Annotated in this window: 10 protein-coding genes; 8 read left to right on the top strand and 2 right to left on the bottom strand. The window is 70.3% G+C overall.

Annotated elements, in window-relative coordinates; all coding sequences use genetic code 11:
* Positions 1-327: 327 nt before the first annotated feature.
* The gene (locus J2S22_RS14400) at positions 328-2,478 is read left to right on the top strand and encodes a putative bifunctional diguanylate cyclase/phosphodiesterase (RefSeq protein ID WP_272777686.1); all 2,151 of its coding nucleotides are present in this window, start codon (positions 328-330) and stop codon (positions 2,476-2,478) included.
* Between the two features lie 423 nt (positions 2,479-2,901).
* Complete coding sequence (locus J2S22_RS14395; RefSeq protein ID WP_272777685.1) at positions 2,902-4,959, top strand: putative bifunctional diguanylate cyclase/phosphodiesterase; 2,058 nt, start codon at positions 2,902-2,904, stop codon at positions 4,957-4,959.
* Positions 4,960-5,258: 299 nt separating this feature from the next.
* Here J2S22_RS14395 and J2S22_RS14390 read toward each other — a convergent pair whose 3' ends face one another.
* Positions 5,259-6,932, bottom strand: a complete 1,674-nt coding sequence (locus tag J2S22_RS14390; protein WP_272777684.1) for an acyl-CoA dehydrogenase family protein — start codon at positions 6,930-6,932, stop codon at positions 5,259-5,261.
* Between the two features lie 283 nt (positions 6,933-7,215).
* Between J2S22_RS14390 and J2S22_RS14385 the strand changes: the two genes are divergently transcribed.
* From J2S22_RS14385 to J2S22_RS14370, 4 genes are all read left to right on the top strand, one after another.
* Positions 7,216-8,103, top strand: a complete 888-nt coding sequence (locus tag J2S22_RS14385) for a YihY/virulence factor BrkB family protein (protein ID WP_272777683.1) — start codon at positions 7,216-7,218, stop codon at positions 8,101-8,103.
* Positions 8,104-8,360: 257 nt separating this feature from the next.
* Positions 8,361-8,567 carry a hypothetical protein gene (locus J2S22_RS14380; protein WP_272777682.1) on the top strand — a complete coding sequence of 69 codons (207 nt, stop codon included), beginning with the start codon at positions 8,361-8,363 and terminating at the stop codon, positions 8,565-8,567.
* Between the two features lie 112 nt (positions 8,568-8,679).
* Positions 8,680-10,575: a cell wall hydrolase gene (locus J2S22_RS14375; RefSeq protein ID WP_272777681.1), complete on the top strand. Its 1,896-nt coding sequence runs from the start codon at positions 8,680-8,682 to the stop codon at positions 10,573-10,575.
* A gap of 274 nt (positions 10,576-10,849) precedes the next feature.
* Complete coding sequence (locus J2S22_RS14370; protein ID WP_272777680.1) at positions 10,850-12,643, top strand: B12-binding domain-containing radical SAM protein; 1,794 nt, start codon at positions 10,850-10,852, stop codon at positions 12,641-12,643.
* 163 nt (positions 12,644-12,806) lie between these two features.
* Here the strand turns inward: J2S22_RS14370 and J2S22_RS14365 are convergent, their stop codons facing one another.
* On the bottom strand, positions 12,807-13,679 hold the full coding sequence (locus J2S22_RS14365; protein ID WP_272777679.1) for a LysR substrate-binding domain-containing protein: 873 nt from the start codon (positions 13,677-13,679) through the stop codon (positions 12,807-12,809).
* A gap of 120 nt (positions 13,680-13,799) precedes the next feature.
* Here J2S22_RS14365 and J2S22_RS14360 point away from each other — a divergent pair, with 120 nt between their 5' ends.
* Together J2S22_RS14360 and J2S22_RS14355 are read left to right on the top strand one after the other, a co-directional pair.
* Complete coding sequence (locus J2S22_RS14360) at positions 13,800-14,774, top strand: sodium-dependent bicarbonate transport family permease (RefSeq protein WP_272777678.1); 975 nt, start codon at positions 13,800-13,802, stop codon at positions 14,772-14,774.
* Positions 14,775-14,803: 29 nt separating this feature from the next.
* Positions 14,804-15,115 carry a DUF190 domain-containing protein gene (locus J2S22_RS14355; protein ID WP_272777677.1) on the top strand — a complete coding sequence of 104 codons (312 nt, stop codon included), beginning with the start codon at positions 14,804-14,806 and terminating at the stop codon, positions 15,113-15,115.
* The last annotated feature ends 146 nt before the right edge of the window (positions 15,116-15,261 follow it).

The following is a 15,261-nucleotide window of genomic DNA, read 5'->3' as shown; positions in this document are numbered from 1 at the left end:
GGGGAGGCCGGATCGCCGCCACCGCCGCGGACGGGCGCCGTCCTGCTGATCGGTCGACGCCCCGGGCCTGCGATCAGCGGCGCCGAGCCGGCCGGCGCCGCCGAGGCTCTGCTGGCGAGCCGCCACACCGCGACGCATGACCGGCGCCGAGGCCGCGACCCAAGTCGCGGCGGACCCTGCCGTTCTCGTGCAATGCACGCTGTTCATCAATACACCGTTAATTACTACTTGTAATAGAAAATGCAACCTAACCCGATTGTGCTATTTTTGGGTACTAGCACACCGCGACGCCTGCTTAATCGCGCCGCCCGGAGGGGGACCCGTTTCATGCTGCTCGACGGTTTCCACGCCTTTCTGGTGAAGGCTACGCCCGCCGACCCGCCCGATCATCTGTCCGGATCGCAGCACCATGACACGGAGGGATCGACAGAACCGGCGGTCGCAGCGGCGACGTCCCCGGATGGCGACGACCTCGCCATAAAGGCCTTCGAGGCGGCGTCGATGGGACTAGCCCTGCTCGACCACGACGATCGCCATGCCCGCTGGAACAGCCGGTACGTCGAGATCGTCTCGGGGCAGGACGGACCGTCGCCGGCCGGCCTGACCTTCGAGGCGTGGCTGCGCGTCGCGCTCGCCGCCGGGATCTACGCCGACGCCGTCGGCCGCGAGGAGGATTGGCTGCGGATCCGGATGGCGCTGCACCGGCGCGAGGACAGCACCCACGAGCATCGGCTGGCGAACGGCCGCTGGCTTCGCGTCGAGGAACGGCGCACGACCGCCGGGACGCTCGTCGCGCTGGTCGACATCACCGACATGAAGCGCCGCGAGCACGCGCTCGGCCGGCTGTTCGACAGCAACCCGATCGCCCTCGCGGTGCTCGACCGCGCCAGCGGGCGATATCTCGCCGTCAACGACGCCACCACGGCTCTGTACGGATACGGGCGCGCCGAGCTCCTGATGATGACGGCGCACGAGACCGGCTGGCCCGACCCGCGGCGGCCCGGGACGATGCCCGGCGGCGCCGACGCCGACTCCGAAGGCGACTGGATCTGGCGCCACCGCCGCGCCGACGGCGCCGAGATCGACGTCTGCGTCTATGCACGGCCGATCGCGTGGGAAAACCGGCCGGCCATGCTGGTCGCCCTCCTCGACGTCACCGAGCGCCGGCGCCAGGAGACCCACATCACCCACCTGGCCCATCACGACGCGCTGACCGACCTCGCCAACCGGACCCTGTTCCACCAGCGCCTGGAGAAGGCGCTCGCCCGCGAGCGCGATCCGAACGGCAGCGTCGCGCTGCACTGCGTCGACCTCGACCATTTCAAGAACGTCAACGACAGCCTCGGCCACCCGGTCGGTGACGGCCTCCTGCGGATCGTCGCCGAGCGTCTGCGCCGCTGCGTCCGCCAGGAAGACACCGTCGCGCGCATTGGCGGCGACGAGTTCGCCGTGATCCAGGAGGGCGTCTGCGCCCCGCAGGAGGCGAGCGCGCTCGCCATCCGGGTCATCGAGTCGCTCAGCGCCCCCTACGTCATCAACGGCAACGAGATCCAGCTCTCGGCCAGCATCGGCATCGCGCTGGCGACGAGCCCCTCGCACGACCCGAACGACCTGCTCACCCAGGCCGACATCGCCCTCTACCAGGCGAAGGGCGGCGGCCGCAGGGCCCACTGCTTCTTCGCCCCCGAGATGGACGTCCAGCTGAAGGCACGGCGCGCCCTGGAGGTCAGCATGCGGGCCGCCTACGCCCGCGACGAGTTCGAGGTGCACTACCAGCCCTGGATCGACCTCGCGAGCAATCGGATCGAGGGATTCGAGGCGCTACTGCGCTGGACCCATCCCGAGAACGGGCCGATCGGCCCGGCCGAATTCATCCCGCTGGCCGAGGAGATCGGCCTGATCTCGGCGATCGGCGAGCGGGTGCTGCACCAGGCCTGCACCGAGGCGGCGAAATGGCCGAACCACGTGTTCCTCGCCATCAACCTGTCGCCGGTCCAGTTCCGCAGCGGCGGGCTGGTGCAGTCGGTGCACGAGGCACTGGTCGCGTCGGGCCTGCCGGCGCACCGGCTGGAGCTCGAGGTCACCGAGACCCTCCTGCTCGAGGACAACAACCTGATCCGCGACATTCTGTACGACCTGCGCAACATGGGGGTGCGCATCGTCATGGACGATTTCGGCACCGGCTACTCGTCGCTCAGCTACCTGCGCCGGTTCCCGTTCAGCAAGATCAAGATCGACCGCTCCTTCGTGCGCGAGCTGCCGCACGATCTCGACTGCGTCACGATCGTCCACGGCATCGTCGAGCTCGCCAACGGGCTCGGCATGATGACGACGGCCGAGGGCGTCGAGACTCCCGAGCAGCTCTACGTGCTGCGCGGCAACGGCTGCACGCATGCCCAGGGCCACCTGTTCGGCGCCGCGATGCCCGCCCCGCAGGCCGCTACGCTGCTGCGCGAGGAGACCCGGATCACCGCCTAGGCACCGGCAGCGGCGAGACGGCGGCCGGATGCGATCAACCAGGCGACCCAGCATGAATTCCTCGCGTACAGACCGCTTCGACATCCGCGACACGGCGGGACCGACCCGACGACCAGAAGCGCGCGCGTCAGCGAATGATTTAAATTTACTCAAAGTACTTCTGGGTCGTCAGCTTGCGGACGTCTTCTGCTCGACGACGCTCGTCGAAACTGAAGAGGAAAGCAGGCAGCATCGCGGAAATGTCACGTCCGAAGCAGGATCCCCTTCTCTTCATTTACCGTGACTTCAAACCACAGACACATACTCACCAGCCCTTAAGCACGGTATTTACTTGTGATAAATCTGGTGACGCAACGTGTTATAGAAACACTCTGGAAAACTAGGTGACCAATTGTGACTAGCCTGGCTATACAGAGAGTAGAGGTGAGCGCGGAGCCCGATGGCTCGACGACGGCCGATGTCGTCTCGTGCCCGCCGCACGCGGCAGTCGCAGCGTTCGAGGCGGCCCCGGTGGCGCTCGCCGTGTTCGATGCAAACAACCGGCTGGTCGCCTGGAACCCGCGCTGGGCGGCGCTCACCGGAGACGCCGGCGTCGCGCCGCGGGCCGGGCAGTCGTTCATGGACTGGCTCCGGGACGGGCTGGCGCGCGCCTGCTTCACCGACGCGATCGGCCGCGAGGACGCGTGGCTGGCCGAACGCATCGCCCAGCACGGACACGACACCGATTACGATCTGACGCTCGCCGGCAACCGGCGGGCTCGCATCGAGGAACGCCGGACGCGCGACGGCGGCCTGCTGATCAGGGCGACCGACGTCGAGATCGCGGCGCCGCGCACCCGCACGCTCGACCGGATGTTCGAGGCGAATCCGATCCCGCTGGCGGTGATCGAGGCGCAGAGCCAGCGATTCCTCGCCGCCAACCGGGCGTTCCTCGCACTCTACGGCTACGATCGCGCCGAGCTGCTCGCGATGACCACGGACGCCCTCGTCGACAACGAGGGCAGCGACGACCTGGACGGATTCGGACTGAACGCTGCGGACGAAGAAGTCGTGCACCACCGCACGGCCGACGGCACCCCGATCGAGGTCTGCGTCCACTCCTGCTCGATCGAGTACGACGGCCGCGCCGCCGTGCTGGTCGCCATGATCGACGTGACCGAGCGACGGCGCAACGAGGCCCACATCGTCCACCTTGCACATCACGACACGCTCACCGATCTCGCCAATCGGACGCTGTTCCACCAGCGCCTCGATTCGGCGCTCACAAGCGGAAGGGCCCCGGGCCGCGGCGTGGCCCTGCACTGCATCGATCTCGACGGCTTCAAGGCCGTGAACGACACGCTGGGCCACCCGATCGGCGACAGTCTGCTGCGGATCGTCGCCGAGCGCCTGCGACGGTGTGTCCGCCGGACCGACACCGTCGCCCGCATGGGCGGCGACGAGTTCGCCCTGCTCCAGGACCCCGTCGACTCGGCCGCCGACGCCAGCGCGCTCGCCAGCCGCATCGTCGACGAGCTGAGCTCCACCTACGTGATCAAGGACCAGCAGGTCCGGGTGTCGGCGAGCGTCGGCATCGCGGTCGCGACCGACCGCGCGCTCGACCCTTACGATCTGCTCACCCAGGCCGACATCGCGCTCTACAATGCCAAGAACGACGGGCGTCGCACCTTCCGCTTCTACGAGCCGGCGATGGACGCCGCCATCAAGGCCCGCCGCGATCTCGAGGACGACTTGCGTCGCGCCGCCGCCCGCGACGAGTTCGTCATCCACTACCAGCCGTGGACCGACATCGCCACCAATCGGATCGAGGGATTCGAAGCGCTGGTGCGCTGGAACCACCCCGAGCGCGGCCTGATCCGCCCGGCGGACTTCATCCCCCTCGCGGAGGAAACCGGCCTGATCGCCTCGATCGGCGAATGGGTGCTGCACCACGCCTGCGCCGAGGCCGCGCTGTGGCCGAACGACGTGTCGCTGGCCGTCAACCTGTCGTCGGTCCAGTTTCGGAACTCGAAGCTGGTCGACACGACCCGCGAGGCGCTCGAGCGCTCCGGCTTCCCGGGTCATCGGCTCGAGGTCGAGATCACCGAGACCGTCGTGCTCGAGGACAACAAGCTCATCCACGAGACGCTGAGCGAGCTCCGCAGCATGGGCGTGCGGATCGCCGTGGACGACTTCGGCACCGGCTACTCGTCGCTCAAATATCTGCGCTGCTTCCCGTTCAGCAAGGTCAAGGTCGACCGCTCGTTCGTGAAGGAGCTGCCACACGACCTCGACTGCATAACCATCGTGCGCGGAATCGTCGAGGTCGCCAACGGGCTCGGCATGATCACCACGGCCGAGGGCGTGGAGACGGCGGAGCAGCTCTACATGCTGAGAAGCAATGGCTGCGGCCAGGCGCAGGGCTTTCTGTTCGGCCGCCCGATGCCGGCGGCCGAGGTCGCCGAGCTGCTCGCCGGGGACCGCATCGTCGCAGTGGCCTGAGAAGCGACCGGACCGCGCCTTGCCGCCCCGCGCCCGGCGGACGCCGCCGACGTGAGAGTGAACGCTTCGATCGAACCTCGATCGCACGGCGAGGAGCGCTCCACGGGAGTGCACCTCGCACCTGTGGCCATCTCACGCAGGGTGGCCATGTCACGCCGGAGGCCGGCAGCGATCCGACCCATCGCCCACCGGCCGAACCGGGATCGACGGCCGACGCCCGCCCGCGCCCGTCGAGACGCCGAGGCGCGGGCTCCTCCGGGCGAAGACGAAACGGAACACGCGTCGGCGCGACCTGCTCCTCAGTTCCGCGTGTCCATCAGGCGGCGGGCGATGACCTGGGCCTGGATCTCGGCGGCGCCCTCGAAGATCGACAGGATGCGGGCGTCGCAGAGGATGCGCGAGATGCGGTATTCGAGCGCGAAGCCGTTGCCGCCGTGGATCTGCACCGCGTTGTCGGCCGCCGCCCAGGCGACGCGGGCGGCGAGCAGCTTGGCCATGCCGGCCTCGAGGTCGCAGCGCTTGCCCTCGTCCTTCTCCTTGGCGGCGAAGTACGTGATCTGGCGCGCGATCATGATCTCCGCCGCCATCATGGCGATCTTGTCGGAGACGCGCGGGAAGGCGACGATCGGCTGGCCGAACTGGACGCGCGTCTCGGCATAGGCGAGCGCCTCCTCCATGGCCGCCTGCGCCACGCCGATGGCGCGCGCCGCGGTCTGGATGCGGGCCGCCTCGAAGGTCTGCATGAGCTGCTTGAAGCCCTGCCCCTCGACGCCGCCGAGCAGGTTGGCGACCGGCACCGTGAAGCCGTCGAAGGCGATCTCGTACTCCTTCATGCCGCGATAGCCGAGCACCTCGATCTCGGTGCCGGACATGCCCTCGGCCGGGAACGGGTCAGCGTCGTCGCCGCGCGGCTTCTCGGCCAGCAGCATCGAGAGGCCCTGGTAGCCCGGATCCTTGGGGTTGGTGCGGACCAGCAGCGTCATCAGGTCGGCCCGCACCGGATGGGTGATCCAGGTCTTGTTGCCGTTGACGACGTAGACGTCGCCCTCGCGAGTGGCGCGGGTGCGCAGCGAGGCGAGGTCGGAGCCGGTGTTCGGCTCGGTGAACACCGCGGTCGGCAGGATCTCGCCCGACGCGATCTTGGGCAGCCAGTACTGCTTCTGCTCCTCGGTGCCGCCGCACAGGATCAGCTCGGCGGCGATCTCCGAGCGGGTGCCGAGCGACCCGACCCCGATGTATCCCCGCGACAGCTCCTCGGAGACGACGCACATCGACTCCTTGCCGAGGCCCATGCCGCCGTACTCTTCCGGGATGGTCAGGCCGAACACGCCGAGATCGGCCATGTGCTGGACCGTCTCCATCGGGATGTAGGCGTTGGCGCGGTGCCAGCCGTGGGCGTGCGGGATCACCTCGCTGTCGGCGAACTTGCGCATCTCCTCGCGGATCTGCTCGTAGGTCTCCTCGAGGCCGCAGTCGCCGACGGTGGCGCCGTGGTGCTGGCGCATCAGCTCGACCAGGCGGGCGCGGTTCTCCGGCGTGTTGCCGGTCGCCGCCAGCGCGTCGAGCGAGGGGCCGAGCCGGCGCAGCACGTCGGCGGTGTCGAGTCCCAGATCGGCGGGCCGCACGAACTCGCCCTGGCTCATCGGGATGCCGCCGGCGACCTGGGCGACGTATTCGCCGAGCCCGATGCGGACCACCAGATCCTCGATCTCGCCGAGCGTGCCGGCCTCGCTCATGCGGGCCGCATAGGCGGCGAGCTGGCGCACCGCCTCGGCATAGGTGGCGAGCCAGGCGAGGCCGTGGGTGGCGCGTTGCTCGCGGTCGAACGGCTTGCCGCCGGGCGCCGGCGCCGCGACGCGGGCCCGCACGCTGCGGACGGCATCGGCCAGAACAGCGTCCAGCGCCGCGGCAGCCGCATGGGCCAGGGTGACGAGATCGGGGTCGGAGTCGGAACGCTCGGCGGCTAACGACATGGGCTTCTCCGGAAATCGGCATCGCGCGTTGCCCGGGACGAAGGTCTCGGGGCCGCGACGGGCACTTGTTGAAAAAACGTCCGCCCCTCGAGCGCGGCGGGCCGTTGGACCCGGATCGCGCTCTCGCGGTTCTTATCGTGATCGCATGTCTCTGCGGCGACCGGGTTCGCACCCCGCCCGGACATGGTCTAATGATGGCATCTTTTCGCACTTGCGTGGAGAGGGAATTCTCCGGCCGGCGCGAGACGAAACAGCGCGCGGGCTCGGGAGGCCGGTTCACGTCATGTGGTTGCGCCTTCTGAGGTTTCCGGCCCGGATCGCGGCCGACGCCTTCCTCGCCTTCAGCCGCGACGACGGCTGGGCGATCGCCAGCCACATCGCCCTGTCGACCCTGATGTCGCTGTTCCCGTTCCTCATCTTCATCACCGCCGTGACCGGCTATTTCGGCACCCAGGACCTCGCCGACCAGGCCGCGCTGCTGCTCCTGGAGGCATGGCCCGAGGAGGTGTCGGCCCCGATCGCCAGCGAGATCGAGAGCGTGCTGACGACCTCGCACGGCGGGCTGCTCACCATCGGGGCGGCACTCGCCCTGTACTTCTCGTCGAGCGGCGTGGAGAGCCTGCGCATCGGATTGAACCGGTCCTACGAGGTGGTGGAGACGCGATCGTGGTGGCTGCTGCGGCTCGAATCGATCGCCTACGTGGTGGTCGGCGCGCTCGGCCTGATCGTGCTCGCCTTCCTGATCGTGCTCGGCCCGCTGATCTTCGCTCGGCTGGTGCCGTGGTTTCCCAATCTGCGTCAGTTCGAGGTGTCGCTCACGGTGGCGCGCTTCGGCATCGCCAGCATCGTCCTGGTCGTCGCGCTCACGCTGATCCACAAGTGGCTGCCGGCGGGACGGCGCAGCCTCGACGAGATCGCCCCCGGCATCGCCGTCACGCTGGCGATGTGGCTGATCACCGGCGTCCTCTTCGGCCGCTATCTGTCGGAGTTCGCCGGCACCTACGTCTCGATGTATGCGGGCCTCGCCTCCGCCATGATCGCGCTCGTGTTCCTGTACTGGACCGCGACCATCTTCGTGTACGGCGCGGCGCTGAACCAGGCCGTGATCAGGTGCCGGAACGCGGCGCGCGAGAAACCGAGCGCCGCGGCGCCGCCGCGACGCGAGCCGTGATCCCGGCGAACACGAACCGCACGCCGGGCGGACGCCGGGTGACCGCGATCGGTATGCACGCCTGAACGGCTCGTGCCGGAGCCTGTGGAAACTCACTTCGGCCCGATTCCACGGGCATCTGCGCGCTCCTCGTCCGGCCCCCGGAGGGGCTCCGGCAAGCACCGGACCGCGCCGCCAAAGTGCCGCCTTAGTCTTGGTTACAAATTCGTAAATCGACTTGCCGCCGACGCACGGGGGTGTGGGGGTGCCGAGGCGCGATGATGGCGACGATCCGGCGCAAGACCGGCGCCGTTGCCATCATCGCTCGCCCGGTGGCGATCAGCTTCTCCGGATCGCTCAGCAAGACACGACGTGATCACGTCCGTGCGGCCCGCCTGCCGCGCGGCCGGCTCGGTCGTGCGCCTCGGCGCGCGACGGCGCCGTTCGTTAACACGACGTTAACCGTGCTCCCGCAGCATGGTTGACGTGTTGCGAACGTGCAAACCGCTTTTTTACCGGTCGCGGTGACGATCGGTAAAGCACGTGGTTCGCATTCCGGTTCGCAATCGCCTTGGGGACGGCCTGTTGGGCTCACTGGTGCGATCTTCGCTGAAACGCCACGGCGCCGTCGCTGCGCCGTTCGGCTTCGCCTTGCTGACCTTCGCGGCGATCCCGAGCTCCGTCGCCTATCAGGACCTCTCCTCGCTGATCGCCGGCCGCAGCGCCGGCGGCGACCTCGCGCGCGAGCAGGCCCGTTCGCCCTTCGGCACCTTCCACGCCGCCACCTTCTCGTTCCCGCGCCCGGTCGGCACGGCGATCCCGGAGCCGGCCGGCTTCCGGGTCGCGAGCCTCGACCTGAAGGCCGACCGCGAGCTGCTCACCGGCTCGACCGCGAGCCGTGCGCTGTTCGACCTGTCCGAACGGCCGCCGGCGCTCGACCGCGACGTCGTCAACCGGGCCCGCAAGGGCGACCGGATGGTGCCGCGGGCCGTCGCCGAATGGATCGCCCGCGAGCAGGCGACCCGCGCCGCCGCCGCACCGCTCACCGCGCCGGAGCCGCCGGCCGTCGTCGCCGCCCTGCCCGACGCGGCTTCCGCCGAGACCGCGGCGCCGCCCGCCAAGGCGCGCACCGGCTGGCCGGTGGTGCTGCCCCAGGCCGAGAAGCGCGCCGCCGCCGAGATGGCAGCCGCCATCCGCGAGGCCGGCGACGCCGCGCCGGCAGAGCCGGCGCCCGCGCCGGCCGCCACCGAATCGCCGGCCGCGGTCGCCGAGCTGCCGCCGCCGCCCGCCGAGGCCTTCAGCGGCGCGTCGATGGCTTGGCTCGGCGGCACGCCGGAGCCGACCCGGACGGCGCGCCCGCGGCGGACCGCCAAGGTCGAGGTCGCCACCCCGGCCGCCCGCAAGCCGGCCGCCGAAACCATCGTCGCCGAGCGGACCGCCGCAGCGACGGTCCCGGCACCCGCGCCGCAGGCTGCGCCCGCCCTGACCACCGCCGAAGCGGCCGCGGAGCCCGCGGCCGAGCCGGCGCCGCGGAGCTTCATGCTGGCCAGTGCCGGCAGCGAGATCGTGCTGCCGCGCAGCGTCACCCCGAAGGCCGACCTGCAGGGCCCGCCGGCCGCCGACGCGGCACCGGCCGAGGACGCGGCGCAGGCCGCGATCCCGCAGGTCACGATTCCGCACGCCGACAGCGAGCCGTTCCACTCCGACGAGGCGGTGCCGACGCTCGGCGAGGCGCTGTCGCCGAACCTGATGACGGCCAGCGTCTACTTCGGTGCCGCCCCGCTCGCCGACACGGCCGGCGCTCTGCAGCCGTGGTCGCCCGACCGCGTGTCGCTGGCGCCCGACCACGACGGCGACCTCGCCGCCCTCGACGAGATCACGCCGAGCCCCGAGACCCTGAGCGCCGCCATCGATCCCGACGGCGGCGAGACGATCGTGCGCAAGGGCGAGGTGGTGCTCGGCGGCGGCCATGCGCTGCGCAGCCCGGCCGAGCGCCTCGGCCTCTACGGCGGCGAGCGCGCCAAGGCCGAGAAGTGCCTCGCCGACGCCGTCTACTTCGAATCGCGCGGCGAGCCGCTGCGCGGCCAGATCGCGGTCGCCCAGGTGGTGATGAACCGCGTGTTCTCCGGCTACTATCCGACCGACGTCTGCGGCGTCGTCTATCAGAACGCCCACCGGCATCTGTCGTGCCAGTTCACCTTCGCGTGCGACGGCATCAAGGACAAGATCACCGAGCCGGACGCCTGGGAGCGGGCCCAGCGCGTCGCGACCGAGACGCTCGACGGCAAGCACTGGCTGCCCGACGTCGGCAAGGCGACCCATTACCACGCCTACTGGGTGCGGCCGTGGTGGGTGCGGACCATGCACAAGCTCGACAAGATCGGCGTGCACACCTTCTACCGCCCGCGCAAGTGGGGCGACGGCGCCGACCGCCCGGCCTGGGGCGACGCCTCGCTGCCGCCGCCGGCCGAGAAGATCTCCGACCGGCTCTGATCACGACAGTCCGGACCCGAGTCGCGCCGCGCCGGCCCCGCCGCCGCGGCGTTCTCGCGTTTTCCGGACACCATCGTATGCCGGCCTGCGAACCGTCGTGAGCGGGCGCGAACCGCACCGGCCGTCTGCTCCACGGCGGGGCGCGACCGCTCCGGCCGGACAGGCGCGCCGGACTGGTACGATCGTATTACTCCAAGTTGCAGCTTGCCTTCATCTCCCGGACCGAGCTTAAGTATCTCCACTGACGCACGATCGCTCCAGGAGGGGGACAGCCATGGCTGCGACCGGTGCCGCGCGACGATTCCAGCTCGTGCTGATCAAGCCGTCGCACTACGACGATGACGGCTACGTCATCCAGTGGCTGCGCTCGTCGATCCCGGCGAACTCGCTCGCCTGCGTTCATGCGCTCGCCGCCGACGCGGCCGAGCGACAGGTGCTCGGGCCCGACGTCACCTTCGACATCACGGCCGTCGACGAGACCAACACCCGTATCCGGGTCGACGAGATCGTCGCCCGCATGAAACGCCACGGCGGCTTCGGGCTCGTCGGGCTCGTCGGCGTGCAGTCGAACCAGTTCCCGCGCGCCATGGACATCGCCCGGCCGCTGCGTGCGGCGGGCGTTCCCGTGATGATCGGCGGCTTCCACGTCTCCGGCCAGATCGCCATGCTGCCCGAACGCCCCGCCGACCTGCAGGAGGCGCTCGAACTCGGCATCAGCCTGTTCGCCGGAGAGGCGGAGGGGCGCATGGACCGGGTGCTCGCCGACGCCGCCGCGGGCCGGCTGGAGCCGGTCTATGATTACATGCACGACCTGCCGGGGCTGGAGAGCGCGCCGGTTCCCTTCCTGCCGCGCGAGACGGTCGGGCGCGTGTTCGATCACCACGCGAGCTTCGACGCCGGCCGCGGCTGCCCGTTCCAGTGCTCGTTCTGCACCATCATCAACGTGCAGGGGCGCAAGTCGCGGCGCCGCTCGCCGGACGACGTCGAGGCGCTGATCCGCCGCCACTGGGCGCACGGCATCAAGCGCTTCTTCATCACCGACGACAACTTCGCCCGTAACAAGGACTGGGAGGCGATCTTCGACCGGATCATCAGGATCCGGGAGCAGGAGGGGATCGACGTCCGCCTGGTCATCCAGGTCGACACGCTCTGCCACAAGATCGAGAACTTCATCGAGAAGGCGCGCCGCGCCGGCGTGACGCGGGTGTTCATCGGGCTGGAGAACATCAACCCGGCGAACCTGATGGCCGCCAACAAGCGGCAGAACAAGATCACCGAGTACCGCAAGATGCTGCTCGCCTGGAAGCGGGCCGGCGTGCTGACCTATGCGGGCTACATTCTCGGCTTCCCGGGCGACACGCCCGACTCGATCCGCGCCGACATCGAGATCATCAAGCGCGAGCTGCCGCTCGACATCCTGGAGTTCTTCTTCCTCACGCCGCTGCCCGGCTCGGAGGACCACAAGGCGCTGTGGACCACGGGGGTCGCCATGGACCCCGACATGAACAAGTACGATCTCGAGCACGTCACCACGGCGCATCCGAAGATGAGCAAGGCCGAGTGGGAGGCGATCTATCGCGAGGCGTGGGAGGCCTACTACACGCCGGCGCACGCGCTCACCATCTTCCGCCGCGGCGCCGCCACCGGCATGGGCCTGTCGCGCCTGCTCGCCGTGCTGTTCGTCTTCTCGGCGGCGCTGCGCATCGAGAAGGTGCACCCGCTGCAGGTCGGCGGCTTCCGGCTCAAGCACCGGCGCGACCGCCGCCCCGGGCTGCCGATCGAGCCGGCATGGTCGTTCTATCCCCGGCTCGCCTGGGAGATCGCTTCGAAGCATGCCCAAATGGTGAAGCACTGGATCGACCTCGACCTCCTGCGCCGCCGGGCGAAGCGCGAGCAGGCCCGCCGGCCCTACACGGACCTCGCCCTCACCCCGGTCACCGAGGAGGAGACCGAGACGCTGGCGATGTTCACGCACAGCGAGGACGCCCGCCGCGGCGTCGCCCATCTGCGCAAGGTCGAGGCGCTGACCCGCGGGCCGCCGCAGCCGCAGATCGTCGCGGCGGAGTGACTCGCCGCGCTGCGCTGTGCCGTCGGGCACCGCCGGGCGTCTCGTGCCCCGCTCGTCCCCGCGAAGCGGGGACCCAGGGGCGACGCGCCGAGCGGCTCCTGGACTCCCGCCTGCGCGGGAACGAGCCGAGCGTGGGGCGTGGGAATGCCCCCGCGCCGCCCCCCTACCCCAGCGACCGCACGATGTGCTCCTTCAGGCGCTGTGCCGGCAGCGACAGGCGGTCGCGCTGCAGGAGCGCGATCTCGGTGTCCTTGAGGCCGGGCAGCGGCGCCCCGTCGATCATGTGCAGGTCGTCCGGCACCATGTCCTTGGGCAGCACCGTGACGCCGAGCCCGGCCCGTACGGCCGCGAGCGAGCCGGCGAGCGAGCCGCACGTGTAGGCGACGCGCCATGGGCGGCGCGCCCGGTCGAGCGCCTCGGTCGCCCGCTTGCGGTAGACGCACGGGCTCGGCGACACGACCAGCGGCAGCGGCCCGTCGGGAAGACCACCATCAGCGTCGGCCGTCACCCACACCAGCGGCTCGCGCCACACCCGCAGGCCGCCGGGACCAGCGAGGGCGGGTCCGGCGAGCCGCTCGCGCTTGATCAGCGCAAGGTCGAAGCCGCCGCGCCGGAACCGCTCGATCAGATGCAGCGTGAGATCGCACGTCACCTCCAGCGCGACGGCCGGATAGGCCTTGGCGAAGCGCGACAGCACCTCGGGCAGATGGCGCGAGGCGAAGTCCTCGGGCGTGCCGAGCCGCACGGTACCGTGCACGGCCGGCTCGGTGACGCGGGCGACCAGCTCGTCGTTCACGTCGAGCAGGCGGCGCGCATGGGTGAGGAAGGTCTCGCCGTCGGCGGTCAGACGGACGCTGCGCGGATTGCGGTCGAGCAGCTTGCGGCCGAGCGCGTCCTCCAGCCGCTGCAGCTGGAGCGACACGGTCGACTGCTGCCGGCGCAGCGTCTCGGCGGCGCGGGTGAAGCTGCCGAGCGAGGCGATGGCGACGAAGGTGCGCACCAGGTCGAGGTCGAGATTGAGCAGCGGACGGGGCACGGCGATACCATCATGTTCGGCAATGATAGTTCTTTGTACTATCAATTTTCGCCATGCCTCAAGAGTGACTAGGGTCGCGGCTCACCGGCCCCTCGGGCCGCTTCCGAGGGACGACCGCGCATGTTCGAGCTCGCGTTGCAGAACCTTCTCTCGCCCATGGTGCTGTTCTTCGTGCTCGGGCTGGCGGCCGCGCTCGCCCGCTCCGACCTCACGGTGCCGGAGGCGGTGGCGAAGCTCCTGGCGCTCTATCTCCTGATGGCGATCGGGTTCAAGGGCGGGGCCGAGGTCGCGCATCACGGGGTCGACGGAACGCTGGTCGCGACGCTCGCGGCCGGGATCCTGCTCTCCTTCGCGACGCCGGTCCTGGCCTACGCGATCCTGCGCGGGACGACCCGCCTCGACCCGGTGAACGCCGCCGCGGTGGCGGCCCACTACGGCTCGATCTCGGCCGTCACCCTGGTGGCCGTCACCGGCGTGCTGACCCAGCTCGGAATCGCCTGGGACGGCTACATGGTGGCGGTCGCGGCCGCCATGGAGACACCGGCCATCGTCGCCGCGCTGTTGATCGCGCGCGGCCGGAGCGGCGGCGACGAGCCCGGCGAGAGCCGCGGCGCGCTGCTGCGCGAGGTGGCGTTCAACGGCTCGATCGTGATCCTGGTCGGCGCGTTCCTGATCGGCGCCGTCACCGGCGCGCGCGGCGCCGGCCTGCTGAAGCCGTTCCTGGTCGATGCCTTTCCCGGGGTGCTGTGCCTGTTCCTGCTCGACATGGGGCTGGTCGCCGGCCGCGGCCTCGCCCAGGGCCGCCGGTACCTGTCGCCCGCCGTCACCGGCTTCGCGATCGTGATGCCGCTGATCGGGGCCGTGCTGGCCGGCGGGCTCGCCTGGGCGATCGGCCTCTCGAAGGGCAGCACGGCCGTGCTGATCACGCTCGCCGCGTCGGCCTCCTACATCGCCGTGCCGGCCGCGATGCGGCTCGCCCTGCCGCAGGCCAATCCGGCCGTCGCCCTCACCCTCTCGCTCGGCGTCACGTTTCCGTTCAACCTGCTCGTCGGCATCCCGCTCTACATCGCCCTCGCCGGCCGCATCACGGCGTGAGGCGGCCACGCCCCTCCGGAGGCCTCGCCATGCAGACCTTTCCGAAGAAGCGCATCGAGATCGTGGTGGAGGCGCCGCTGCTGCGGCGGATCACGGCGCGGCTCGCCGAGACCGGCGTCGGCGGCTGGACCGTGGTGCCGGTCCTGGCCGGCCACGGCCAGCACGGCGACTGGACCGCCGAGGGCCAGATCGGCACCGCGTCGCAGATGGTGATGCTGATCACCGTCGTCGACGCCGTCCGGCTCGACGCCGTGCTGGACGGCGTCTTCGCCCTGGTGTCGCGCCAGATCGGCGTCGTCACCGTCTCGGACGTCGCCGTGGTGCGGCCGGAGCGGTTCTGAGATCACGCCAGCCGCGCGTCCCCGTGAAAGCGGGGACCGAGAGCGACACGACGCGCCGATGACGAACCGATGCAGTGTATGGCCCTGGATTCCCGCTTGCGCGGGAACGAGCGGAGCACGGCGCCAGGCTCTCTCGCTCCGCTCGC

Origin of the sequence: Rhodoplanes tepidamans (assembly GCF_030813915.1) — a bacterium.
Lineage (GTDB): Bacteria > Pseudomonadota > Alphaproteobacteria > Rhizobiales > Xanthobacteraceae > Rhodoplanes > Rhodoplanes tepidamans.
This window is presented reverse-complemented; position numbering and strand designations above follow the sequence as displayed.